Here is a 24,895-nt window from a genome sequence, read left to right on the forward strand (position 1 = left end):
TCCGACTCCCGCAGGATCTGGCGCCCCCATGGACATCCCTCTCGGTCTCACCTTCGACGACGTTCTCCTGTACCCGGCAGAATCCGACGTTCTGCCCAGCCAGGCGGACACGCGGACTCAGGTGACCCGCGGCCTCGCGCTCAACATCCCCGTGTTGTCCTCGGCGATGGACACGGTGACCGAGGCGGACATGGCGATCGTCATGGCGCAGTTGGGCGGCATCGGCGTGCTCCACCGAAACCTCGACATCGAGCAGCAGGTCGCCGCCGTGCGCGCGGTCAAGCGCTTCGAATCGGGCATGGTGGTGAACCCGATCACGATTCTGGCCGACGCGCCGCTTGCCGAGGCGCAGGCGCTGATGCAGCGCCACCGCATCAGCGGCATTCCCGTGACGGACGCCTCGGGCAAGCTCGTCGGCATCCTGACCAACCGCGACGTACGCTTCGCCGAGAACCCGGCGCAGCCGGTGTCCGAGCTGATGACGCGCGACAATCTCGCGACGGTTCCGGCCGGCGTCAGCCAGGAGGACGCACGCCGCCTGCTGCACCAGCGCCGCATTGAGAAGCTGCTGGTGGTGGACGAGGCGTATCGCTGCGTCGGCCTCATCACCGTAAAGGACATCGAAAAGGCGGTGACCTATCCGTCGGCGACCAAGGACGGATCGGGGCGCCTCTGCGTTGCCGCAGCCACGACGGTCGGCGACAAGGGCTATGAGCGCACCGCCGCGCTGGTCGATGCGGAGTGCGACCTGATCGTGATCGACACCGCCCACGGCCACAATCGTGAGGTCGCGCGCGCTGTCGAGCGGGTGAAGAAGCTCTCCAGCTCTGTTCAGGTGATCGCGGGCAACGTCGCGACTGCCGAAGCAACGCGCGCGCTGATCGACGCGGGCGCGGACGGCATCAAGGTCGGGATCGGCCCGGGCTCGATCTGCACGACCCGCGTGGTCGCCGGCATTGGCGTGCCGCAGCTGACGGCGGTGATGGAGTCGGCCAAGGAAGCGCGCAAGTCGGGCGTCCCCGTGATCGCCGACGGCGGCATCCGGACTTCGGGTGACGTCGCCAAGGCGCTCGCCGCCGGTGCCTCGGCCGTGATGATCGGCTCGCTGCTCGCGGGTACCGAGGAAGCGCCGGGCGATACGTTCCTGTACCAGGGCCGTGCGTACAAGTCGTACCGCGGCATGGGTTCGGTGGGCGCGATGGCCAAGGGTTCGGCCGACCGCTATTTTCAGCAGGACATCAAGGATCAGCTCAAGCTCGTGCCGGAAGGCATCGAGGGCCAGGTCCCCTACAAGGGTCCGGCGCGCGACGTGATTCACCAGCTGGTCGGCGGCGTGAAGGCGGCAATGGGCTATACCGGCTCGCGCACGCTTCCGGAGCTGCAGGAGCGCGCGCGCTTCGTGCGCATCACCGGTGCGGGCCTGAAGGAAAGCCACGTCCACGACGTGACGATCACGCGTGAAGCGCCCAACTATCCGACGCGCTGATCCAACGGCGGGAACAGGCGCATGACACCGGCGGCGCGCGCGCAGGCAGCGATCGACCTGCTCGACGCGGTGATCGAGGCTGCGCGCAGCGGCGGCGCGGCGGCGGACACGATCGCGCAGCGTTTCTTCGCCGCGCGCCGCTACGCGGGGTCCAAGGACCGGCGCGCGATCCGTGCGCTTGTCTGGGAGGCGATCCGAAGCTTCGGCGAGCGGCCGGCCAGCGGGCGTGCGGCCATCGTCGCGTTGGCCCGGGAGCGTCCGGAGTTGGCGGAGTGCTTTGACGGTTCCGCGTACGGGCCGGCTTCGATCCAGGCGAGCGAACCGGAAGCGGTGACGGCGCTCGCGCCTGCATGGCTGATCGACGCGCTCGCGGCTTCCGACCTAGACACGAAAGAAGTCGCTGCGCTCCTGGAGCGGGCGCCGGTCGATGTTCGGGTCAATCGGCTGAAGGCGGATCGCGCCTCGGTACAGGCGGAGATCGGCGGCGAACCGTTGCGCTTCGCGCCGGATGCCCTTCGGCTGGGTACCGATGCGCCGGTCGAGCCACTGCCCGCCTGGCGAGAAGGCCGCATCGAAGTGCAGGACGCCGGCAGCCAGATCGTCGGCAGCCTCGCGGGTGCAAAGCCCGGCATGTGCGTCGTGGATCTTTGCGCAGGAGGGGGCGGCAAGACCCTTTCGCTGGCGGCTACGATGGACAACCACGGGCGGATCGTGGCGAGCGACACCGACCGCCCGCGGCTGTCGAAGCTACCGGAGCGTGCCGCACGCGCTGGCGTCACGATCGCGGAGACCCGGCTGCTCGACCCCAAGCGGGAAGCCGCAGGATTGGCGGATCTGCACGAAAGCGCCGACGTGGTGCTGGTCGACGCGCCCTGCTCGGCAACCGGGACATGGCGACGCAATCCGGAGGCGCGATGGCGGCTGACGCCCGAGCGGCTCGACCGCTTCGCGGAGGTACAATCTCGTCTGCTCGACGTCGCGGCGCAGTTGGTGCGCCCTGGCGGGAGCCTCACCTATGTGGTCTGTTCCCTGCTTGATAAAGAGGGGCGGGATCAGGTTGCGGCCTTTATGGGCCGACACCCGAGTTGGTCGGCGTCGGCACTCCAAGCGATCGCGGGACGGCGGCACGGCGAGGGCCTGCGCCTGACGCCGGCGCACGATGGCACCGACGGCTTTTTTGTCGCGAGGCTTGCCCGCGCGTGATAGCCGTGCAGTCGTGACGCTAACGGAGAAGATCATGCGCCTCACCACTCTGACGGCGGCAGCTGCGCTGGCGCTCGTCAGCATCTCCACGTCGCTGAGCGGTCAGCGTCCGGACGACCAGATCAATCCGCGTTCGATGGCGCTGCTGCAACAGGGGGAGGCCGCACGCGCGGCCGGACAATTGGACCGCGCAGTCGGTCTGATCGAAACCGCCCTCGTCGTCGACCCGCGCAACCGGCAGGCCTTCAACGTCCTCGCGGAGATCGCCCGGGCCCGCGGCCTGCCCGGCCAGTCGATCCGGCTCTACCGCGAGGCATTGGCTCTAGAGCCGACGGACCTGCGGGCGCTACGCGGGCAGGGCGAGGCGCTGGTCGCTAAAGGTGCGATGGTGAAGGCGCAGGAGAACCTGGCGAAGATCCGGAAGCTGTGCGGCAATGACTGCACCGACGCGACCGCTCTGGCGGCTGCGATCAGCAAGGGGCCGCCAGCCACCGCGACGGCCCAGCAATCGGTTACGCCTGCTCAGCCTTCGACCGTAACCCCGGCAAAGCCGTAAGATCGATCAACCGGCCGGCGCGTCGAGTGCTCGTGCCAGGGCGACGAACTCGTCCACCCGAACCGTTTCCGCACGCCGGGTGACGTCGATCCCGATGCGCTCGGCCGCGTCCAGTGCGCCAGCGACCGGCTTCAGGCTCTGCCGAAGCATCTTGCGCCGCTGCCCAAAGGCCGCAGCGGTGAGCCGCTCCAGCGTCGCCATCCGCGCGCCTTCCGGCATCGTGCCGGGAAGGATGTGCACGACGGCCGACATCACCTTGGGCGGGGGCGTGAACGCGGAGCGATGAACCGGCATTGCGATGCGTGCTGTCGATCGCCACTGCGCGAGCACCGCCAGGCGTCCGTAGGCCTGCTCGCCCGCCTGCGACACGATGCGCTCCGCAACCTCCTTCTGAAACATCAGCGTTAGGCTCTGCCACCAAGGAGACCAGTCGGAGGAAAGCCAGCCGATCAGCAGGGCCGTGCCGACGTTATAAGGCAGGTTCGAGACGATATGTGGGCGCCCCTCGAACAGAGCGGGCGCATCGATCTCCAGCGCATCCCCCTCGATGATCCGGAGCTTGCCCGGATAGGCGGCGGACAGTTCCTCAAGCGCCGGGATGCAGCGGTGGTCGCGTTCGATCGCCGTCACCTGCGCCCCCGCCGCGAGCAGGGCGCGTGTGAGCCCGCCCGGTCCCGGGCCGACTTCGAGCACTTCCTCCCCCGCAAGATCGCCCGGCACTCGGGCAATGCGGGCCAGAAGCTGCCCGTCGAACAGGAAGTTCTGGCCAAGCGCCTTGCTCGCGCTCAGACCGTGGCGGCGGATAACCTCCCGTAGCGGGGGCAGCGTGTCCATCGGGTGCTACTGGCAGGCGCTGGAGCGCCGCACGGCTGCGGCCTGTGCAGCCATGCGGATCGCGGCGATCATCGCTCCCGGCTCGGCCTCGTTGCGGCCGGCGATCCCGAATGCGGTGCCGTGATCCGGCGAGGTTCGCACGATCGGCAGGCCGAGCGTCATGTTCACGCCCTCGTCGAAGTGCAGGGTCTTAATCGGAATAAGCGCCTGGTCGTGGTAGAGGCAGAGCGCCACGTCATAGAGGGCACGCGCACGCGGGTGGAACATCGTGTCCGCTGCAAACGGACCAACGGCGTCGATACCTTCCGCCTGCAGCTGCTCGATGGCAGGCATCAGAAAGTCGATCTCTTCACTGCCGATGGCACCGCCTTCTCCGGCATGCGGATTGAACCCGGCAAAGGCCAGGCGCGGCTTCAGGATGCCGAAGTTCCGTTGCAGGCCCCGAGCCGTGGCGCGCGCCTTGGCGACGATCAGCTCGATGCTGATCGTGCTCGCAACGGTCTGTAGCGGGATATGCGTCGTGATCGGCACGACCCGCAGCGTGGGACCCGCGAGCATCATCACGGCATTCTCATGCGCCACGCCGCACCGTTCCGCGACGAACTCGGTCTGGCCGGGGTAGGTGAAGCCGATGTCGTAGAGCTGCTTCTTGGAAACCGGCCCCGTAACCACCGCGCTGGCGGCTCCCGACCGGGCCAAGCCGGCGGCCAGCTCCAGCGACTGGAGGGCGCAGCGCGCGCCGTCGATATCGGGCGCTCCCGGGACAACCTCGCCCGCGTCCGCCGCTGCGATCACCGGAAGCCCCTGGTCGAAAGCTCCGGTCGCCTCGTGCGGGTCGCTGATCGGGACGACGGGACCATCCCAGACCTGAGTCACCGCACGCGGGTCCCCGACGGCGAAAAACGCCGGGAGCATGTGCGGCGCCCGAGCGCTCCAGGCCTTCGCAATGATCTCCGGACCGATCCCGGCCGGATCGCCCATCGAGACGGCCAGCGGGGGGACGTCGGACGGCCGCTGGCTGGGAGGCACCGTAGTAGAGATCAGCGATACTCCACAATCGCGTCGCGACGCAGGTCGCGCAGCATGCGCTGGGCGCGGAGATTCACGCGCTCCTGCTCGACCTGCTGCTGCACGGCTTCCGCGGACGGGAGGCTTGCGGTGCGGCTGTCGTCGCGGCCGCAGAGCACGAGCACGCGGACACCTTCGGTCGGGCTGCCGAACGGCTGGGTCGCTTCGCCCACCTGCAACTTCACCATCAGTTCTTGGAGCGCGGGCGGAAGGTCACGGACGCGAACCGAGTCGTTGTCGACCACTTCCACGCCGAGGTCGCTCGCGACCTTGCCGACTTCGCCGCAGCCGCGAATCTTGCTGGTAGCCTCGGCGAACTGCGCCGCGAGCTTGGCTGCCTGTGCCTGGCTGGTGCCGGCGGGGAAGTTCTTGGTGAGCTGGCGCAGGCTGAGGCGTGCATCGCGGGGATCCGCCATCAGTACCTGCCGCTTGTCGGTCAGATACAGGATCGAGAAGCCGCCGGGCGTCTCGATCGGTCCCGCGATCTGGCCCACTTCCATGCCCTGCGCCGCTTGGGCGAGGGGGGCCGGCAGGGTGGCGAGGCGGATCCAGCCGAGGTCTCCCTGCACCGCGCGGGTAGACGCTTCGGAGAAGTTGGAGGCAAAATATTCGAACGGGGCGCCCTTGCGGATCTGCTCGATGATCTTCCGGCTGGCGTCGACCACTTCTGCTTCCCGGTCGGGTGTGGCGGAAAGATAGATTTCCTTCAGGTGATATTCGTCGGTGCCCTTGGCCGCTTCCAGACGGTCCAGGATCGCCTTCACCTCTTCGTCGCCCACGTTGATGAACGGTTCGACACGGCTGCGCAGCAGGCGGCTCCAGGCGAGTTCGCCCTCGATCTGGCGCTTCATCGACTTTTCCGACGAACCGACCTGACGCAGGTAGGCCCGCATCTCGTCCGGTGTCCGCTTGAAGTTGCGCGACACCCGGGCAAAGCCCTGATCGATCTCCGTCGTCGTGACGGTGATGTCGTTGTTCTTGGCCTCCTGGATCTGCAGCGTCTCGTCGATGAGCTGACGGACGATCTGCAAGCGCAGCTGGTCGCGGTCTTCCGGGCTCAGCTTAATGTTGTTGAGTGCCACCACAAGCGCGATGCGCTGGTCGACGTCCGTGCCGGTCAGCACCGCATTGTTCACGATCGCCGTCGCCTTGCGGACGTTCGGATCCTGCTTGCCGAAGATCGTCGGGTTCTGCGGAAGATTGAGATTGGCTGCGGGGCTCGCCTGGTCGTCGGGCACGGTCTGCGCCGAAAGGGTCGATGCGGTCGCCGCACCGGCGAGCAGCAGCAGCGTGGCGGCGTTCCGAATCCGGCGCCCGTTCACGAAATTCTTGATCACCTGGTGTTCAACCTCATCAACCATCCGGCGCGACAGGGGCACGATCCAGCGCTCGCCTTGCCCGCACGTCCCTGAACAGGGGCTTAGCGGCCCAGGTTCTTGAATGCCAGCGTCAGCAAATAGCTGTTGCCGCCGCGCGCATCACCATTGTCCTGATAGTCCCGCTTCCAGGTCGCTCCCAGTCGCAGGCAGTCGTCCTCGTAGGTGAGGCCGATCCGATGGCGGATCGGGTCGAACCCGTCCGCGGCGGAAAGAACGTCCTCGCTCCGATCGGTGAGATCGACGGTCGCGGAGCCGAACACGGACCAGAAGCGCGCGAACTGCACGCGGGCACCGACACGCGCTTCCTCGCGGTCCTGCAGATCCTCGACCGCGTCGATGTCGCGGTTCAGACGAAGGTAGCCCAGCAGGAGGTACGTCTGGCGCGATCCGATCGTCGCGTCGACTTCGTTGCGCCGGACGGCCAGCCCGTCCTTGTCCAGGCGGTAGCGGTGGGTGAACTGCACGAAGTCGCGGAAGCGGACTTCGGTGCGGCCCACGATGTCCGACAGGCGGTCGTCGAGGCCGGTGCCGTCCGGCAGGATCGTCTCGCGCTTCGAGAGACGGTAGCTTTGACCAACCGTCGCGTTGATCTCCACGCCCGGCAGGTTGAGCGCGTAGTCCACGCCATAGGTGAAGCGGGTCGAATCCTCGAACCGATCATAGCCGGCGAAGCGGTTGAGCGCGAAAAGATTGGAGTCCTCCAGATCGACCGCGCGGGCGTCTTCGTTCGGGAGGGAAAGGTTGGCGATGTGCGGCGACACGACGGCCTGGAACCGGGGCGTGATCCGCTGGGTGCCGCCGAAGACCTCGCCGACGAAAGGCCACTGTACGTCGACCGCCAACGCGCCGATCGCGCGGGTGCTCACGCCCTCATCGCCGCGGTAGCTGGCGATCGTCGTTTCCAGCGTGTCGTTCGCATTGTAGACATCGCCGCGAGCATAGGCGGTGAACGTTACCTGCTGTCCCCAGTCGGTGACGCGTCGCAGGTCCCATTGCGCAGAGGCAAAGGCGCGCTGCGTATCCTGACCCTCCTGACGGAACAGCGCCAGCGTGTTCGCCTGAAGCTGCAGGACGCCGCCGGCGACCTCCTGAATGCGCCGCCTGTAGTCGATCGCGGGAAGCGCGACCGGCTGCATCTTCTGATTGTCGCCGGTGCGCATCGTCTGCACCGCCCAGCCGTCGATGGAGAAATAACTATTCTCGTCGATCCGCTCGACCTTGATGTTGTTGCGCAGCCGATCCTCGCGGGAGATATCGTAGCGGCGCAGGAAGGTGTCGTCGCTTTGCAGGCGTAGCGACCCGCTGACGCTCCAGTTCGGGTCCAGCTGGAACCGGCCCACGGCGTCGATATAGCCGCGGAAGGATCGCTCGCTGTTCACCGTCTCGCCGCTGTCGAGAACCTCGTCGCTGCGGCGACCGTAGGTCCCATAGCCGATGACCCGCAGCGCGCCGGTCTCGGTCAGCTGCCGGTACTCCGCCTCCAGCATCGGCAGGACCGAAGTGAAGACGTGCGGCGTGACGGTGAGGTCGCGGTTCGGCGCGAGCGCGAAGTAATAGGGGACGGCCACCTCGACACCGTTCACCCGATCGATGCGGAAGGAGGGCGTGAGCACGCCACCGGCACTGCCGCCGCCGACCGAATGGCTGAAGGCTGGCAGGGGGATGCCCGGCAGGCTGAACAGCTTCAGCTGCGCACCGGAATAGCGAATGCGGTGGTCCGCCGGATTGTAGGTCACGCGGACGGCGGTGATCTGCCAGGACGGCTGTTTCGGACAGCCGTTCGAATCCGTGACGGCACAGGGGCTGTAGGCGGCCTGCTCGACCTGGATGACGCCACCGGCGTCCCGACTGCCGCGCTGGGCGGCGATGCGGCCGCCCTCGTCCAGCACCACCAGCATGTTCTGGATCATGCCGTCCTTCAGTGAGTCGGTCAGCTCGATCCGATCGCCATAGGCGGTGTCACCCTGCGGGTTGGTCACTGCGATGTTGCCTTCGGCCATCACTTGGCCGGACTTCCGGTTCCAGCTCACGCGATCGGCGCGTAGCCGGTCTCCCTGCCGGAACATCCGTACGTCGCCAGTGGCCGTCACCACGTCGGCCTCGCTGTCATAGTCGAGCCGGTCCGCGGTGAAACGGATTTCGTCCTCTGCAGCCGGCGCCGCCGCGGCTTCGGCCGGCGGCGGCGTGACCGGACGGTCCTGAAGATCCTGGGCCCTGGCGGAGGCGCCACCGAACGCCAGCCAGAACTGCACCGCACCGGACAGGAGGAGGACGCTACGCTTCACCTAGAACTACTCTCCATGCGGCGGCCGAGGCTCGCGGGGCGATCCATGAACCGGCCCTATCGCATCCGCATTCGGGAACCGCAATCGCCCTCCAGTCGCTTTGCGTGCGTGGCGCGCCTGGCCTAAGGGTGCAGCCTCGCCGTCCGGCGCCCGATTCCACCACAGGGACATTATCGATGCAGATCCGTTTCATCTCCTCGCGGCCCGCAGACGCTGCGGCGCTGGTGCTGCCGGTCGGGAAATCAGGCATTGCCGCGCTCGGCGACGCAGGTCTGGAAGGCACCACCGCAGCGCTGGTCCGGGGCGCGGCGGATGGCGCCCGGTTCGATGGAGAGCCCGGAACGATCGCCGAGATTTTCGTCCCGCAGGGGGACGGGGCTGCGCGCGTGATCCTGCTCGGCACCGGCAGCGGAGGCGAGGCGGATCTGGAGCGTGCCGGGGGTGCCTTGACCGCTCGATTCCTGACCGCGGGCATTCCTGCGCTGGTGATCGACTTCTCCACGCTCTCGGCAACGTCCGGCGCAACCGCCGTCGCGCGGCTGCTCGCCGCAGCAGAACAGCGGGGTTGGCGCCACGATGTCTACCGCACCCGCATGCCCGCAAGCGCCCGTCCGACGCTGGAGCGCATCGAAGTGGTCGGGGCTCCCGAGGGGATCGATGCCGCCTGGGCGGATGCCAAGGCCCTGACCGACGGCCTGGCGCTCACGCGCACCCTGGTGAGCGAGCCGCCGAACGTGCTGTATCCCGAGAGCTTCGTCGAGCGCTGCCGCCATCTGGAGGAGCTGGGCGTCGAGATCACCGTCCTCGATGAGGCCGCCATGCGCGAGCTGGGCATGGGCGCGCTGCTGGGCGTGAGCCAGGGCTCCGTGCGCGAGGCGCAGTTGCTGGCCATGCGCTGGAACGGAAAGGGTGAGGGCGACGTCGACGTCGCGTTCGTCGGGAAGGGCGTGACTTTCGACACCGGCGGTATCTCGCTGAAGCCCGGCGCCGGCATGGAAGACATGAAGTGGGACATGGGCGGCGCGGGTGCCGTGGCAGGCGCCATGAAGGCGCTGGCGCTGCGCAAGGCGAAGGCTAACGTCATCGGCGTGTGCGGGCTGGTCGAAAACATGCCCGACGGCAACGCTCAGCGCCCTGGCGACATCGTCACTTCCATGTCCGGCCAGACGATCGAAGTCCTCAACACCGACGCGGAAGGCCGCCTGGTGCTGTGCGACGCCATCACCTGGGTCCAGCGCACGCACAAGCCCAAGACGATCGTCGACCTGGCGACGCTGACCGGCGCGATGATCATCGCGCTGGGCAACGAGCATGGCGGCCTGTTCGCCAACGACGACGCACTCGCCGACCAGTTGCTTGCGGCCGGCAAGGCGACGGGCGACAAGCTGTGGCGGTTCCCGCTGTCGCCGGCTTACGACAAGCTGATCGACTCGCCGATTGCCGACATGAAGAACATCGGCGGTCGCGGTGCCGGTTCGATCACCGCCGCCCAGTTCATCGGCCGCTTCGTCGAGCCGGAGGTTCGGTGGGCGCATCTCGACATCGCCGGCATGGTCTGGGCCGACAAGCCGGGCGTGGCCTGGGACAAGGGCGCGACCGGCTATGGCGTCCGGATCCTGGACCGCTTCGTACGCGACCAGTTCGAAGGCTGATCGCGCCGTCGCTGCCATGCAGGTCGACTTCTATCACCTGACCCAGCTTCCGCTCGAGCGTGCGTTGCCGCGCATCGCCGAGCGGGTGGTGGCGGGTGGCGGTCGCCTGCTGGTGGTGGCCGAACATGAAGAGGCGCGGCAGGCGCTGGACCGATGCCTCTGGGCATACGCCCCGGAGAGCTTCTTGCCGCACGCGCAGGCGGGCGGGCCGGACGACGCCCGCCAGCCGGTGCTGATCGCGGGCGACCTCCAGCCCGCGAACGGCGCCCGCAACATTGCGCTTGCGGACGGCCTGTGGCGCGACGGCGCGCTGGCGTTCGAACGGACCTTCCATTTCTTCGACGACGAACGGATCGTCGAAGCTCGCCAGGCGTGGCGTACGCTTGCCGATCGACCCGACGTGTCGCGCCGGTACTGGAAACAGGGCGAGAGCGGCCGCTGGGAACAAGCGGCCTGACCCGTCCGGAGCGGTCCGGCTTGCATCAAGACAGCATGGAGACTAGGGAGCCGCGACTTTCCAACAAGCCATTCTCTCAAGGAGCCGTACGGCCATGGCCGCGACCCGCACGTTTTCGATCATCAAGCCCGACGCCACCCGCCGCAACCTGACGGGCGCCGTCACCAAGATGCTGGAGGAAGCCGGCCTGCGCGTCGTCGCATCCAAGCGCATCCAGATGACCAAGGAACAGGCCGAGGGCTTCTACGCGGTCCACAGCGAGCGCCCGTTCTTCAACGACCTGGTCTCCTTCATGATCTCCGGCCCGGTGGTCGTGCAGGTGCTCGAGGGTGAGGACGCCGTGAAGCGCAACCGCGACATCATGGGCGCGACCAATCCTGCGAACGCCGAGCCGGGCACCATCCGCAAGGAACTGGCCGAGTCGATCGAAGCCAACTCGGTCCATGGTTCGGACTCGGAAGAGAACGCCGCGATCGAGATCGCCTACTTCTTCAAGCCGGAAGAAATCGTCGGCTGATTCGGACGCCGCCCGCATGGGCGGCGATCCAGCCGAGCAGAGGGCGCAGCTCCGATCGGAGCTGCGCCCTATTTCTTGGTGGGAATGGCGAGGCGCCGCTGTTCCGCCGCCCAAAGCTTCTCGAGCAGTGCGTCGGAGCCGGTGCCAGGCCGCCGCTGCTTCAGCGCCACCCCCTGCAGCTTGAGCGTCCTGCCGCCGAGCAGGCGTCCTTCCGTAGCAAAGATCAGTTCGTAGATTGCGCTGTCCTCGCGCTCTACGTCGGCGTCCCAGTAGTGGCTGTCGATGCGAATGGGCAGGCGCCCCTGGATGGTATCGGCACCACCATCGGTGAGCTTGAGCAGCGGTGCCGCGATCCAATCCGCGTCGATCCGGGTGTCCAGCACCCCGTCCTTTGCCGCCACCTTGAGCGATGGCGGGAAACGAACCTCGATCCGCTCGATCCGGTGATTGGCGTCGCTCAGTTCCAGGCTGCTTCCGCCGCTGCCCGGCGTACCGACGAGAGTGACGAGTTGCGCGACATGGGCTTGGGCATCCGCAGCCGCGCGCTGGCGGGCGGCTTCCTCCTCACGCTGGATCTGGCTGTCCTTTCGCAGCGAAACGTTGTTCCAGAGGGTCAGCGCCGAAATGACCAGGGCGACGACACCGACGATCTCGGCCAGCGTCAACCAGCGCCAGCGCTTGCGGGGTTCCTCGCTCATCCGCGCGCGCTCATCGTCCACCGGCTTCCAGCAACGACTGCGGTGCAGCCAATTCCCAGCCCCACGCGATGGCGTCGCCGATCGCCGTCCAGTCGGCGTTCTCGTCGACCGTGAGTGTCCGCCATCCGCTTTCGCCGCGTACCTCCAGGCCACCGGCGATCATGCGCGCAAACGCCGTGCCGTCGACGGAGAAGCTCGGTCCGTCGCTCCCGCTAGTCTCCTCGACTTCCGGCAGGACGAGGGCGAGGCTGCGAACGCGGGCGAGAGAAGGATCGGTCATGGTACGCGCGAACTCCGCCAGGACACGGGGGTAGAGGCGATGTTCCTCCACCAGGACGCGCGCTGCAAGCGCCTCCGCGGTGTCTCCGGTAAGGACAGGAACTTTGGCCTGACCCAGCACCGCTCCCGCATCCAGTTCCTCGGTGACAAGGTGAACGGAGCAGCCGGCGACCGTATCCTCCGCCACGATGGCGCGGGCGTGCGTGTCGAGGCCCTTGTACTTCGGCAGCAGCGAGGGATGGATGTTCAGGATGCGACCGGCCCAGCGCCCGACGAAGCCCGGCGAGAGCAGGCGCATATAGCCAGCAAGTGCGATCAACTCGACGCCGGCGCTCCGAAGTGCCGCGTCGATGCGCGCTTCATATTCGGCCTTCGGCATTCCCTTCGGGCTCTGCGCGAAGGTGGCGATGCCCTGTTCGGCCGCCCAGGCCAGGCCAGCCGCTTCGGGATTGTCGCTTGCCACCAACGCGACTTCGAACGGACAATCCGATGGCCGGGCCGCCTCGACCAGCGCCGCCATGTTCGAGCCGCGGCCCGAGATGAGAATGCCGAGCTTGCGGCGGGCATTCTCAGCCAAGGTGGGTCGCCGACCAGTCGCTGCGCCCGCTCCAGGTACCGGCGCTTCCGACCACAGTGCAGCCGCAGTCACCCGCCTCGACCGTGCCGATGCGGAAGACCTGCTCGCCGGCCTCTTCCAGGGCGGCTGCGACACCTTCTGCCTCCTGCGGGGCAACGAGCACGGCCATGCCGATGCCGCAGTTGAAGGTCCGTGCCATCTCCTCCGGCTCGATCGCACCCTGTGCCTGGAGGAACGCCATCAGTCGCGGCTGTTCCCAGGCATCGGCGTCGACGCGGGCATGGCAGCCGTCGGGGAGGACGCGCGGTATGTTCTCGAGCAGACCGCCGCCCGTGATGTGGGCCAGCCCGTGGATGCGCTCCTCCCGCAGCAGCGGCAGCAGGCTCTTCACGTAGATCCGCGTCGGCGCCATCAGCGCGTCGATCAGCAGACGGTCCTGGTCGAAGAGCGCGGGCCGGTCGAGCTTCCAGCCCTTGTCCGCGGCGAGTCGGCGGACCAGCGAGAACCCGTTCGAATGGACCCCGGAGGAGGCGAGCCCCAGGATCACGTCACCCACCTGGACGCGCCCCTTGGTGAGCAACTGCTCGCGCTCGACCGCGCCAACGCAGAAGCCCGCAAGATCATAGTCGTCCGCGGCATACATGCCCGGCATCTCCGCCGTCTCGCCGCCGATCAGCGCGCATCCTGCCTGCCGACAGCCCTCTGCGATCGAGGCGATCACGCGCTCGGCCACATCGGGCTCCAGCTTGCCGCTGGCGTAGTAATCCAGGAAGAACAGCGGTTCGGCGCCCTGGACGATCAGATCGTTGGCACACATCGCCACCAGGTCTATCCCCACGCCGTCGTGGGCGTTGTGCTCGATCGCCAGCTTCAGCTTGGTGCCGACCCCGTCGTTCGCCGCCACCAGGAGGGGGTCCTTGAACCCGGCCGCCTTGGGATCGAAGATGCCGCCGAAGCCGCCCAGGTCGGCGTCGGCACCGCTGCGGCGGGTCGAGCGCGCAAGCGGCGCAATGGCCCGTACCAGGGCGTTGCCCGCGGCGATCGAAACGCCGGCTCCGGCGTAGGTATAGGGCGTCGCGCCCGCGTCTTCGGTGCTCATGGGTGACCGACTAGCCATATCCTGCTTGGATTTCCACGCCCGCTTCGTCAAAAGGCGGCCGATGCCTTGCTTGCGCTTTTCCCGAACTCTGCGTGCCGGCCTGTTGGTGGCGCTGCTTGCCACCGGCGGTGCCGTGATCGCCCAGATTGAGGACAGTGGCCGCGGCGTCGCCCCGATCGCAAGTTCCGGGAGTTTCGAGGTTTCCGGGGTGTCCGTCGATGTAGCGGGCGCCAATGCCGAGGCGGCGAGAACCGCGGGCTGGCGCCTGGCGCAGCGCAAGGGTTGGGACATGCTGTCACGGCGGCTGACGGGTCGTCCGGGCTCGCTGCCCGATTCGGCGCTCGACTCGCTGGTGAGCGGCATCGTCATCGAAAATGAGCAAATCGGCCCGAACCGCTACATCGCGAAGCTGGGGGTGCTGTTCAATCGCGGGCGCGCGGGCTCGATCCTGGGTGTCGCCGGAGAAACGCTCCGCTCGCCAGCGCTGCTGGTCGTGCCGCTTCAGGAATCCGGCGGCGCGGCGACGGTGTTCGAACGGGCCACGCCCTGGCAGGAGGCGTGGGCACGGTTCCGCACCGGCAACAGCGTCATCGACTATGTCCGGCTGACGGGCACCGGACCAGACGCGTTGCTGGTGAACGGCGGCCAGGTAAGCCGTCGCGGTCGTGGCTGGTGGCGCACCATCCTTGATCAATATGGCGCAGCCGACGTCCTGATCCCGCAGGTGAAGCTGCGGCGTCAGTGGCCCGGTGGCCCGGTGATCGCCGACTTCTCCGCCGGCTATGGTCCGGACCATCATGTGCTCACCCGATTCACCTTGCGGGTCGAGCGCAGCGATGCGCTGCCGGCGCTGCTGGACGAGGGCGTCCGCCGGATCGACGCGGCGTATCAGCAGGCGCTTCGTCAGGGGGCCTTGCGCATCGATCCAGCGCTCAGTGCACCGCCGCCGGGCCAACCGCTCCCGACCGTGAACGTACCCGCACCAGGCTCGGCAGACACGGGATCGGAGGTGGTCACGGGCACACCGGAAGGCCGCACCACGCTGTCGATCCAGTTTGATACGCCCGGCGTCGCTGCGGTCGCATCCTCGGAAGCCTCTGTCCGCGCGGTGGCCGGCGTCCGTTCCGCGGTCACGACCAGTCTCGCGCTGGGTGGCGTGTCCGTCATGCGCGTCGTCTTCGATGGTGACCCCGCCGTCCTCTCCGCAGCCTTGCAGGCGCGCGGCTGGCAGGTGACCCAAGGCGGGGGCGTGCTGCGGATTCGCCGCGCCGTCGGCACCCCTTCGCCCACTCCCTCCGCCGCACCGGCGGCACCGACCGGCGGATGATGCAGCTCGACCTGCCGCTGGGTCAGCCGGTGGGCGCGCGGGCGGACGAGTTTCTGGTGAGCGACATCAACGCTCACGCCGTCCACCATCTGGAGCATTGGGGCACCTGGCCAGTCATGGCCGCGCTGCTGGTCGGGCCCCGTAAATCCGGCCGCTCCCTGCTGGCTCGACTCTTCGCGCTGCGTACCGGCGGCACGGTCATCGACGATGCCGAGCGCCAGAGCGAGGTCGACATCTTCCATGCGTGGAACCGCGCGCAGGCCGAGCGACGGCCGCTGCTGGTCGTCGCCGACGCACCACCGCCGGCCTGGGACGTCCGCCTGCCGGATCTCCGGTCGCGGATCGGCGCCACTCCGGTGTTGGCGCTGGGACTTCCCGACGCGCGGCTCGTGGCCTCGCTCCTGGATTATCTGCTCGAGCGACGGGAGCTCGTCGCGGGACCGGGATTGATCGACTGGATCACGCGCCGGGTGGAACCGAGCTACATCAGCGTCCTCGGCGTTGTCGAAGCGCTGGAGGAAGATGCCATGGTTCGCCAGAACCGGCGGCTGTCGATCGCAACGGCCCGGCCGGTCCTGACAAAGGCGGGACTGGTGCCGAACGCACCGCCAGCGAGCGTGGAACAAGAGGGAGCTTGAAGGTGACGGAAAGCGGCCAAGGATATTTCAACCGCGAACTTTCCTGGCTGGCTTTCAATCGGCGGGTGCTGGAGGAGGCCTGCAACCCGGCGCATCCCTTGCTGGAACGGCTGCGGTTTCTCTCGATTTCGGCGAGCAACCTCGACGAGTTCTTCATGGTGCGCGTCGCCGGGCTGAAGGGCCAGGTGATGCAGGGCGTGGAGCTCAAGTCGATAGACGGCCTCACGCCAGCCCAGCAGCTTGCGGCGATCGTGGAGGATGCAGCGGCACTGGTGGCGAGCCAGCAGCGGATCTGGAACGACCTTGCGGAAGCGCTCGGGGAGGCGGGCATCTTCGTCCTCGAAAGCGACGCCATCGCGGGGGAGGCGGAGGCGTGGCTGCGCCGGCACTTCCAGGAACAGCTGTTTCCGATGATCACGCCGCAGGCGCTGGATCCGGCGCACCCGTTCCCGTTCATCCCCAACCAGGGATCCAGCGTGATCTTCGATCTCGTCCGGGTCGCCGACGGTGCTGCCGTGCGGGAACTGGTGCTCTTGCCGGCCGCGGCTCCGCGCTTCGTTCGCCTGCCCGGCACACCCGCGCGACACGTAGCGATAGAAACGCTGATCAAGCGCTTCTCGTCGTTGCTTTTTCCTGGGTACGAGGTCCGGGCGTCAGCCGATTTCCGCGTCCTGCGCGACAGCGACATCGAACTAGAGGAGGAGGCTGAGGATCTGGTTCTCTACTTCCGTTCCGCGATCAAGCGGCGCCGGCGCGGCCGCGTGATTCGGCTGGAGGTCGAAAGCGGCATCAGCGACGGCCTCCTCAGCATCTTGAAGGAGGAACTCGGCGGCAGCGACGCGCTGCTCATCGAGAGAAGCGGCTTCCTGGGCCTGGGCGATCTCTCCCTGCTCGTCGAGGAGGATCGCCCCGAGCTCAAGTTCCCGCCGTTCAGCCCGCGGTTCCCGGAGCGCATCCGCGAGTTCGGTGGGGACTGCTTCGCGGCAATCCGGGCGAAGGACATCGTCGTCCATCATCCGTACGAGACCTTTGATGTCGTACTTGCCTTTCTGAAGCAGGCGGCGGCGGATCCGGATGTGCTCGCGATCAAGCAGACGCTGTACCGGGCGGGCAAGCAATCCGCGGTCGTCAGCGCCCTGATCGCAGCTGCCGAGGCGGGGAAGTCGGTCACCGCGGTGGTGGAGCTCAAGGCGCGGTTCGACGAGGAGCAGAACCTCTATTGGGCGTCGGCCCTCGAGCGCGCCGGCGTTCAGGTCGTCTACGGCTTCATTGACTGGAAGACCCACGCGAAGATCTCGATGGTCGTACGGCGGGAGGATGGCGGGGTACGGACCTACTGCCACTTCGGCACCGGCAACTATCATCCGGTCACCGCGCGCATCTACACGGACCTCAGCTTCTTCACCGCCGACCCGGTGATCGGGCGCGATGCCGTGCAGGTGTTCAACTATATCACCGGCTATGTGGAGCCTGCGCATCTGGAGCGGCTCGCGATCTCGCCGCGCAACCTGCGCGACCGCCTCATCGAGCTGATCGAGGGAGAGATTTGCCACGCAAAGGCCGGTCGGGAAGGGGCGGTCTGGGCGAAGATGAACTCGCTGGTGGATCCGGCCGTGATCGACAAACTGTACGAGGCGAGTTGCGCCGGCGTGCAGATCGAGCTGGTGATCCGGGGGATCTGCTGCCTGCGCCCGCGTGTACCCGGCATGTCCGAGAACATCCGCGTCAAATCGATCGTGGGGCGCTTTCTGGAGCACAGCCGCATCTGGGCCTTCGGCAACGGCAGTGCTTTGCCGAATGACGAGGCTCTGCTGTTCATCTCGTCGGCCGACTGGATGCCGCGCAATTTCGACAGGCGGGTGGAATATCTGCTGCCGATCACCAATCCAACCGTGCACGAGCAGGTGCTCGACCAGGTGCTGCTCGCCAACCTGATCGACGAGGAGCAAAGCTGGGAACTGGGACCGGACGGCAGCTACAAGCGCGTGGAAGTCGACGGTCCCGGCTTCAACCTCCACCGCTACTTCATGACCAATCCCTCGCTGTCCGGGCGCGGCGCGGCACTCGATGACACCATGCCGCAGGAACTATCCCTGCGACAGCATCTCACCGAACAGGACGGTTGACCCATGGCGCTGCTTTCCCTTCTCCGCGCGCCTGCCGCGGTGCCGGTCGCACCCGTTACGGCTCGGAACGCGATCATCGACATCGGCTCCAACTCGGTTCGCCTGGTGGTCTATGACGGCCCGCCGCGGCTGCCGTCCGTCCTCTTCAACGAGAAGGTGTTGGCTGGTCTGGGCGGATCGCTCAGCCGCACCGGCAGCATCGACCGAAAGGCGATGGCGATGGCGGCGACGGCGCTCGCACGGTTCGCATGGCTGACTCGCGAAATGGCCGTAGAGGAAGTCCGCACCGTCGCCACCGCGGCGGTGCGCGACGCGAGCAACGGTTCCGACCTGATCGCGCTCGCGGCGGCCGAGGGGCTCGAGGTCGAGATACTGCCGGGCGAAGCGGAGGCGATCGGCGCCGGCTACGGCGTGCTCTCCGCATTCCCGGACGCGGACGGCATCGTCGGAGACTTGGGCGGCGGAAGCCTGGAGCTGGTTCGTGTCGCAAAGGGGGAGGTGCGCGAGCGTACATCCTTTCCCTTGGGCGTCCTGCGCATCGCTGCTATCCGCGAAACGGGCAAGGATGCGCTCGCGCGCCATGTCGCCGGCGTGCTGAAGGAGAGCGGCTGGGCGGGGCAGGGCTCGGAGCTGCCCTTCTACCTCGTGGGAGGATCCTGGCGGGGGCTGACGCAACTCGACATGCACCTGACCCAGTATCCGCTGCCGATCGTCAACGGCTACGCCATGTCCGCCGCGCGTATTCGCAGCCTGGAAGCGATGCTGGCAACCGCTACCAAGCAGGAGCTGAAGGCGGTTCCCAATCTCTCATCGGGACGCATTCCGACGCTGAAGGATGCGACCGCGTTGCTTTCGGTCGTTCTCGCCGGTCTCGGCTGCGAGCGGACCGTGACCTCGTCCTTTGGCCTTCGCGAGGGACTGCTCTTCCAGGCGCTCGATCCGGAGGCTCGGCAAGAGGATCCGCTACTGGCGGCCGCACGCGAGGAAGGGCGCCGGCTCTCTCGGTTCGAGGAACATGGCGACCTGCTGAACCAGTGGATCTCGCCACTGTTCACGGACGAACCTGCCGAACTGGCGCGGCTTCGTCACGCCGCCTGTCTGTTGGCGGACGTGGGCTGGCATGCCAATCCGGATTTCCGCGCCGACCGCGGCGTGGAAATCGCGCTGCACGGGCAATGGGTGGCGATCGATGCGGCCGGCCGCGCCATGGTCGCTCAAGCGCTGCATACGGCGCTGGGCGGCGGAGGCGACTCGCCGGCGCCACTCGCGACGCTAGCCCGATCCGGGATGCTGGAGACGGCGCGGCGCTGGGGCCTGGCAATGCGTCTGGGCCAACGGTTGAGCGGCGGTCTTGCGGCGCCCCTCAACCGTACGCGCCTGGAGCGCGCCGACGGTGCAATCCGCCTGCGCTACGCTCCTGTCGATGCCGCCTTGTACGGGGAAGCCGTTGAGAAGCGCCACCGCGCTCTGGCGAGCGCGTTCGGGCTTGAGGCTGCCGCGGGCGGAGCCGTCAGCCGCAGTGAAAGCGGGTGACCTTGCCGCCTGCGTCGGTGTCGATGTTGAGCCGATCGGGCCGGAAATCCATGGTGACGGCGGTGTCGGGGCCGATCCATCGCATCGTGCGGGCGCCGGAACGCCGCATCGCGTCCGCTGCCAAGTCGGAGGATGCGGCCTGGCCGACCAGGTCCGTAAGACCGTCGATCTTGCACGAACCGTCGCCGGGCGCTGCAGCCTCAGGGCCGGCCTGCGGTGTCTCCGTCGCAACCATCGGCGTGCAGCCGGCAAGCGCCACCAGGGGAAGAAGATTCCGGATCATTCTGCAGCCTCCGTCAACGTCATCTTGAGCTTCCCGCCGCCCACGGAGAAGGCCATGCGGCCTTCCACCAGGGCGAGCGCGTCGCGTCCGAACTGCTCGTACCGCCAACCCTGCAAGATCGGCAACTTGTCCCGCTGGCCGGCCGCCAAGGCTTCCAGCTCGTCGGAACGCGCGAGCAGGCGGGCGGCGACGTTGATGTCGCGCGCGCGGATCTTGAGCAGCAGCTTCAGAAGATCGGCGACCAGCGCGCCCTCCTTGCCCAGCGAGGGGCCGCGTTCCTCGCGGCTCGGCATCTCGGCTGCGGGAAGCGGCGTCGCATCGGCCAGCGCCGCCATGAGCCGGCCACCGATGTCGTTCCCCGCCCAGGTGCCCGACAGTCCGCGCACCTTGGCGAGATCCGCCTGCTTCTTGGGCGGGTTGCCGGCGAGATCGGCGATGGTCTCGTCCTTGACGATGCGGCCGCGCGGCAGGTCCTTGCCCTGTGCCTCCAGCTCGCGCCAGCGGGCCAGTGCCTTGAGCCGGCCGAGCACCTCGGGCTTGCGGCTGTTGATGCGCACCCGCTGCCATGCGGCATCCGGATCGTTGAAATAGTTGGCTGGGTTGCCGATCCGCTCCATCTCCTCGTCGAGCCAGTCGCCGCGGCCGGTTTTGCGCAGGCGATTGAGCATCTTGGGAAAGATCTTCGACAGATGCGTCACGTCGGCGATCGCATAGTCGAGCTGGCGGGCATCGAGCGGGCGGCGGCTCCAGTCGGTGAAGCGCGCGCCCTTGTCGACGGTGATCCCTAGATAGGCGTCGACGAGGTTGGAATAGCCGACTTGCTCGCCCTGGCCGAGCGCCATGGCGGCCACCTGGGTGTCGAACAGCGGGTAGGGCGTCTTGCCGGTGAGGTTGTAGACGATCTCCAGGTCCTGGCCGCCGGCGTGGAAGACCTTCAGCACATCCTCGTTCTCGACCATCAGGTCGAGCAGGGGCTTTAGGTCGATGCCCGGCGCCATCGGATCGATCGCAGCGGCTTCCTTGTCGTCGGCGATCTGGATCAGGCACAGCTCGGGGTAATAGCTGTTCTCGCGCATGAATTCGGTGTCGACGCAGACATAGTCGGCAGTGGCGAGACGAGCGCACAGATCGGCAAGGGCGGCGCTGTCGGTGATCAACGGATGGATGTGCATCGCATGCCCATAGGCGGTGCCGCGGGTTGACAAAAGGGGGATGGGGAGGGAAGCGGCGGGCCTGCCTTTCCTCGCCGTTTCAGCATGGGTCGGGGATTTCGCGTTGAGAGCGTCGTGCTTGCGAAATCCCGGCTCCCGCTGGGCGGCGCAATCTAGAGATTGCACTATGCACGCCTATCGTACGCACAACTGCAGCCAGCTGGACGCCGAGAACGACGGCCAGCAAGTCCGCCTGTCGGGTTGGGTGCATCGCAAGCGCGACCATGGCGGCGTGCTCTTCATCGATCTGCGCGACCATTACGGCATCACCCAGATCGTCGCCGACAGCGATTCGCCGGCGCTGCCGACGCTCGAGTCGCTGCGCGCGGAATCGGTGGTGACGATCGACGGTGTGGTAAAGCGCAGGAGCGAAGCAACGGTGAACCCGAATTTGGCCACCGGCGAAATCGAGGTGTTCGCGCGCGCCGTGACCGTCCAGTCGATGGCGCAGGAGCTGCCGATGCCGGTGGCGGGTGATGCCGAATATCCCGAGGACATCCGCCTGCGCTATCGCTTCCTCGACCTGCGTCGTGAAAAGGTGCACGCCAACATCATGCTGCGCGCGCAGGTGATCGCGTCGCTGCGCCAGCGCATGATCGAGCAGGGCTTCACCGAGTTCCAGACGCCGATCCTGACCGCGTCGAGCCCCGAAGGCGCGCGCGACTATCTGGTGCCCAGCCGCGTCCATCCGGGCAAGTTCTACGCGCTGCCGCAGGCGCCGCAGATGTTCAAGCAGCTGCTGATGGTCGCCGGCTTCGACCGCTATTTCCAGATCGCGCCCTGCTTCCGCGACGAGGATGCCCGCGCCGACCGCTCGCCCGGTGAGTTCTACCAGCTCGATTTCGAGATGAGCTACGTCACGCAGGACGACGTGTTCGCCGCGATCGAGCCGGTGCTGCACGGCGTGTTCGAGCAGTTCGCCGACTGGCAGGGCAAGGGACGCACTGTCTCGCCGCTGCCGTTCCAGCGCATCCCGTACCGCGAGTCGATGCTGAAGTACGGCAACGACAAGCCGGACCTGCGCAACCCGTTGATCATCACGGACGTGTCGGAGCTGTTCCAGGGCTCGGGGTTCGGCCGCTTCGCCTCGATCGTGGAAGCGGGCGACGTGGTGCGCGCGGTGCCGGCACCGGGCACGGCGGAGAAGAGCCGCAAGTTCTTCGACGACATGAACAGCTGGGCGCAGTCGGAGGGCTTCGCGGGCCTCGGCTATGCCACCCGCAAGGGCGGCGAGTGGGGCGGCCCGATCGCCAAGAACCACGGCGAGGAAGGCATGGCCAAGATCGCCGAGGCGCTGGGCCTCGGGCCGGACGACGGCGTGTTCTTTGCCGCCGGCAAGGAAGCGCAGGCCGCCAAGCTCGCGGGCCTCGCCCGCACCCGCGTCGCCGACCAGCTCGGCCTGATCGACGACAGCCGCTTCGAATTCTGCTGGATCGTCGACTTTCCCATGTTCGAATATGACGAGGACGCCAAGAAGGTCGACTTCAGCCACAATCCCTTCTCGATGCCGCAGGGCGAGCTGGAGGCGCTGGAGACCAAGGACCCGCTCGACATCCTCGCCTACCAGTACGACATTGTCTGCAACGGCATCGAGCTGTCGTCGGGCGCGATCCGGAACCATCGTCCGGAGATCATGTACAAGGCGTTCGAGATCGCCGGCTATTCGCAGGCCGACGTCGACGCGAACTTCGCGGGCATGATCAACGCGTTCAAGTACGGCGCGCCGCCCCACGGCGGATCGGCGCCGGGCGTCGATCGCATCGTCATGCTGCTGGCCGACGAGCCGAACATCCGCGAGGTCATCACCTTCCCGATGACGCAGAAGGCCGAGGACCTGATGATGGGCGCGCCCAGCTTCGTCTCGACCAAGCAGCTGCGCGAGCTCAACATCCGCGTGACCGCGGACACGGCGAAGAAGGACACCGCCGAGGTCGTGGCGCCGAACGCCGCAGGCTGACCCCGCCTCCGCGGGACCGTTGCAGGCCGCTTTTCTGTGCTCCTGCGAAGGCAGGAGCACAGGGCTTCACACGCCGCAGGCTGTTGTTCTGCTTGGCCCTGGACCCCTGTCTGCGCAGGGATACGGTAGTTGTCTCGCACGTGGCTCCGCTTCCACAACGGGCGCACGCCGCCGGCGTGTTCCCGGGAACGGCCCGGGGGCTCGCGCGCTTGGTGCGCTATGACCATCCGCCTTTCCGACCATGAGGCCGGCACCAAATATCGCGGCGACTATGACAGGGACCTGAAGACGCTGCAGAAGCGCCTGCAGCGCATCCAGGTCGCCCACATCGTGCACGGCCGCTCCGCCATCGTCATGTTCGAAGGCTGGGATGCCGCCGGCAAGGGCGGCATCCTCCAGCGGCTCACCGCGCGCTGGGACCCGCGCCACTTCAACGTCCATCCGGTCGCCGCCCCCACGGACGAGGAGCGGGCGCGTCCTTTTCTGTGGCGGTTCTGGCGGGATCTTCCGGCGGCGGGCTCGATCGCGCTGTTCGACCGCAGCTGGTACGGTCGCGTGCTGGTGGAGCGCGTGGAAGGCTTCGCCAACCCTGACGAATGGCAGCGCGGCTATGACGAGATCAACGCGTTCGAGGCGCAGCAGGTGGCGTCCGGCACCACGCTGGTGAAGCTGTTCGTGCATGTGACCCAGGAAGAGCAGGACAAGCGGCTGCGCGCACGCATCGACGATCCGTGGAAGCGCTGGAAGACCGGCCCCGACGACTTCCACAATCGCAGCCGGCGTGCCGACTATCTGGCGGCGATGGGGGACATGTTCGCCCGCACCGACACGCCGGAGGCGCCATGGATCGCGATCGACGGCAACAACAAGAAAGCCGCCCGGATCGCGGCACTCACCGCGATCGCGGAGCGACTGGAAGCGGCGGTTCCGATGGACCCGCCGCCTCTGTCCGACGAGCTGGCAACCCTGAAGGGCCAGCTCGCCGGGGGTTAGCGATCAGGCTGCCGAGAAGACGTCGTTCTCGTCGCGCACGCGCAGCTTGCCGTCGGCGATCGCGAACACTGCGCCGTGGATGCTCAGGCGACCATCCTCGACGCGTTCCTTGACGAAGGGGAAAGTCATCAGGTTGGCCATGGAGACCCGGACGCCTTCCTGCTCAAGGGCCGCCTGGCCCTCGGGACCGTCGCCGTGCTTCGCCAGGACCCGGTCACGCGCCTCGTCGAGCAGGTCGATCCAGTGGGCGACGAAGCCGCCTTCACCCGGCGCCGCATGCTCCAGGCTGCGGGTGAGCGCCGCGTTGACGCCGCCGCAGGCACCATGGCCGAGGACCAGGATCTCCTCGACCTCAAGCTTGGTCACGGCAAATTCGAGCGCTGCCGAAACGCCATGGCGGCCGCCGCCGACTTCGAACGGGGGGACCAGGTTGGCGACGTTGCGCACCACGAACACTTCGCCGGGGCGGGTGCCGAAGACCGTGGCCGGATCGACTCGGCTGTCCGAGCAGGCGATGATCATCACCCGCGGGGACTGGCCCGTCTTGAGCTCCGCCCAGCGCTCGCGTTCTTCCTGCCATTCACCGCCGCGGAAGCGGTAATAGCCTTCGATGAGGTCGGTCATGCGTGTCATGGCGTCGTGGTAACAAAGCCGGCCGAACGAGGCGAGTAACAAAGAATGTCCGTGCGAGCCGCGCCGGGGGCGCCGCTCCCCGGCCCGGGGTGGTTGTGGGAGCG

At 67.5% G+C, this 24,895-nt stretch carries 22 protein-coding genes; 12 read left to right on the plus strand and 10 right to left on the minus strand.

Annotation, left to right across the window (positions count from 1 at the left end):
- Positions 1–28: 28 nt before the first annotated feature.
- Genes guaB through EO081_RS06465 form a run of 3 tightly spaced genes read left to right on the plus strand, consistent with a single transcriptional unit; the run spans position 29 to position 3,245 of the window.
- Positions 29–1,486 carry an IMP dehydrogenase gene (gene guaB / locus EO081_RS06455; RefSeq protein ID WP_129341036.1) on the plus strand — a complete coding sequence of 486 codons (1,458 nt, stop codon included), beginning with the start codon at positions 29–31 and terminating at the stop codon, positions 1,484–1,486.
- Between the two features lie 21 nt (positions 1,487–1,507).
- Positions 1,508–2,689, plus strand: coding sequence for an RsmB/NOP family class I SAM-dependent RNA methyltransferase (locus EO081_RS06460; RefSeq protein WP_129341037.1), 1,182 nt, complete (start codon positions 1,508–1,510; stop codon positions 2,687–2,689).
- Between the two features lie 34 nt (positions 2,690–2,723).
- Positions 2,724–3,245: a tetratricopeptide repeat protein gene (locus EO081_RS06465; RefSeq protein WP_129341038.1), complete on the plus strand. Its 522-nt coding sequence runs from the start codon at positions 2,724–2,726 to the stop codon at positions 3,243–3,245.
- A gap of 6 nt (positions 3,246–3,251) precedes the next feature.
- On the opposite strand, the gene rsmA is transcribed toward EO081_RS06465, so the two are convergent.
- The 4 genes from rsmA to EO081_RS06485 form a co-directional block, all read right to left on the minus strand.
- Positions 3,252–4,079, minus strand: a complete 828-nt coding sequence (rsmA, locus tag EO081_RS06470; RefSeq protein WP_129341039.1) for a 16S rRNA (adenine(1518)-N(6)/adenine(1519)-N(6))-dimethyltransferase RsmA — start codon at positions 4,077–4,079, stop codon at positions 3,252–3,254.
- Between the two features lie 6 nt (positions 4,080–4,085).
- Positions 4,086–5,108, minus strand: a complete 1,023-nt coding sequence (pdxA, locus tag EO081_RS06475) for a 4-hydroxythreonine-4-phosphate dehydrogenase PdxA (protein WP_276319825.1) — start codon at positions 5,106–5,108, stop codon at positions 4,086–4,088.
- 11 nt (positions 5,109–5,119) lie between these two features.
- Positions 5,120–6,484, minus strand: coding sequence for a peptidylprolyl isomerase (locus EO081_RS06480; protein WP_240697558.1), 1,365 nt, complete (start codon positions 6,482–6,484; stop codon positions 5,120–5,122).
- Positions 6,485–6,567: 83 nt separating this feature from the next.
- Complete coding sequence (locus EO081_RS06485; protein ID WP_129341042.1) at positions 6,568–8,811, minus strand: LPS-assembly protein LptD; 2,244 nt, start codon at positions 8,809–8,811, stop codon at positions 6,568–6,570.
- Positions 8,812–8,987: 176 nt separating this feature from the next.
- On the opposite strand from EO081_RS06485, the gene EO081_RS06490 reads away from it, so the two are divergent.
- From EO081_RS06490 to ndk, 3 genes are all read left to right on the plus strand, one after another.
- Positions 8,988–10,463: a leucyl aminopeptidase gene (locus tag EO081_RS06490; RefSeq protein ID WP_129341043.1), complete on the plus strand. Its 1,476-nt coding sequence runs from the start codon at positions 8,988–8,990 to the stop codon at positions 10,461–10,463.
- A gap of 16 nt (positions 10,464–10,479) precedes the next feature.
- Positions 10,480–10,920, plus strand: coding sequence for a DNA polymerase III subunit chi (locus tag EO081_RS06495; RefSeq protein WP_129341044.1), 441 nt, complete (start codon positions 10,480–10,482; stop codon positions 10,918–10,920).
- 94 nt (positions 10,921–11,014) lie between these two features.
- Positions 11,015–11,437 carry a nucleoside-diphosphate kinase gene (gene ndk, locus EO081_RS06500; RefSeq protein ID WP_125959627.1) on the plus strand — a complete coding sequence of 141 codons (423 nt, stop codon included), beginning with the start codon at positions 11,015–11,017 and terminating at the stop codon, positions 11,435–11,437.
- 68 nt (positions 11,438–11,505) lie between these two features.
- Here the strand turns inward: ndk and EO081_RS06505 are convergent, their stop codons facing one another.
- The 3 genes from EO081_RS06505 to purM are packed head-to-tail and all read right to left on the minus strand — an operon-like array spanning position 11,506 to position 14,090.
- Positions 11,506–12,156 (minus strand): hypothetical protein, encoded by a 651-nt coding sequence (locus EO081_RS06505; RefSeq protein ID WP_129341045.1) that lies wholly within the window; start codon positions 12,154–12,156, stop codon positions 11,506–11,508.
- Positions 12,146–12,991, minus strand: coding sequence for a phosphoribosylglycinamide formyltransferase (purN, locus tag EO081_RS06510; protein WP_129341046.1), 846 nt, complete (start codon positions 12,989–12,991; stop codon positions 12,146–12,148). Before purN ends, EO081_RS06505 begins: the two co-directional genes overlap by 11 nt.
- Positions 12,984–14,090, minus strand: coding sequence for a phosphoribosylformylglycinamidine cyclo-ligase (gene purM / locus EO081_RS06515; RefSeq protein WP_129341047.1), 1,107 nt, complete (start codon positions 14,088–14,090; stop codon positions 12,984–12,986). Before purM ends, purN begins: the two co-directional genes overlap by 8 nt.
- Before the next feature lie 61 nt (positions 14,091–14,151).
- On the opposite strand from purM, the gene EO081_RS06520 reads away from it, so the two are divergent.
- Genes EO081_RS06520 through EO081_RS06535 form a run of 4 tightly spaced genes read left to right on the plus strand, consistent with a single transcriptional unit; the run spans position 14,152 to position 19,714 of the window.
- Complete coding sequence (locus EO081_RS06520; protein WP_129341048.1) at positions 14,152–15,417, plus strand: heavy-metal-associated domain-containing protein; 1,266 nt, start codon at positions 14,152–14,154, stop codon at positions 15,415–15,417.
- Positions 15,414–16,055: a P-loop NTPase family protein gene (locus EO081_RS06525; RefSeq protein ID WP_129341049.1), complete on the plus strand. Its 642-nt coding sequence runs from the start codon at positions 15,414–15,416 to the stop codon at positions 16,053–16,055. Before EO081_RS06520 ends, EO081_RS06525 begins: the two co-directional genes overlap by 4 nt.
- Entirely contained in the window at positions 16,052–18,181 is a 2,130-nt protein-coding gene (locus EO081_RS06530; protein WP_129341050.1) for an RNA degradosome polyphosphate kinase, read from the plus strand. Before EO081_RS06525 ends, EO081_RS06530 begins: the two co-directional genes overlap by 4 nt.
- A 3-nt stretch (positions 18,182–18,184) precedes the next feature.
- Complete coding sequence (locus EO081_RS06535) at positions 18,185–19,714, plus strand: Ppx/GppA family phosphatase (RefSeq protein ID WP_129341051.1); 1,530 nt, start codon at positions 18,185–18,187, stop codon at positions 19,712–19,714.
- On the opposite strand, the gene EO081_RS06540 is transcribed toward EO081_RS06535, so the two are convergent.
- Positions 19,692–19,997, minus strand: a complete 306-nt coding sequence (locus tag EO081_RS06540; protein WP_129341052.1) for an I78 family peptidase inhibitor — start codon at positions 19,995–19,997, stop codon at positions 19,692–19,694. The genes EO081_RS06535 and EO081_RS06540 overlap by 23 nt on opposite strands.
- Complete coding sequence (rnd, locus tag EO081_RS06545) at positions 19,994–21,169, minus strand: ribonuclease D (RefSeq protein WP_129341053.1); 1,176 nt, start codon at positions 21,167–21,169, stop codon at positions 19,994–19,996. Before rnd ends, EO081_RS06540 begins: the two co-directional genes overlap by 4 nt.
- A gap of 166 nt (positions 21,170–21,335) precedes the next feature.
- On the opposite strand from rnd, the gene aspS reads away from it, so the two are divergent.
- Positions 21,336–23,165 (plus strand): aspartate--tRNA ligase, encoded by a 1,830-nt coding sequence (gene aspS, locus EO081_RS06550; RefSeq protein ID WP_129341054.1) that lies wholly within the window; start codon positions 21,336–21,338, stop codon positions 23,163–23,165.
- A gap of 219 nt (positions 23,166–23,384) precedes the next feature.
- Positions 23,385–24,158, plus strand: a complete 774-nt coding sequence (locus EO081_RS06555; protein WP_129341055.1) for a polyphosphate kinase 2 family protein — start codon at positions 23,385–23,387, stop codon at positions 24,156–24,158.
- 3 nt (positions 24,159–24,161) lie between these two features.
- On the opposite strand, the gene EO081_RS06560 is transcribed toward EO081_RS06555, so the two are convergent.
- Complete coding sequence (locus EO081_RS06560) at positions 24,162–24,791, minus strand: carbonic anhydrase (protein ID WP_129341056.1); 630 nt, start codon at positions 24,789–24,791, stop codon at positions 24,162–24,164.
- Positions 24,792–24,895 lie beyond the last annotated feature (104 nt).

Source organism: Sphingomonas desiccabilis, from assembly GCF_004135605.1.
GTDB classification, from domain to species: Bacteria; Pseudomonadota; Alphaproteobacteria; order Sphingomonadales; family Sphingomonadaceae; genus Sphingomonas; species Sphingomonas desiccabilis.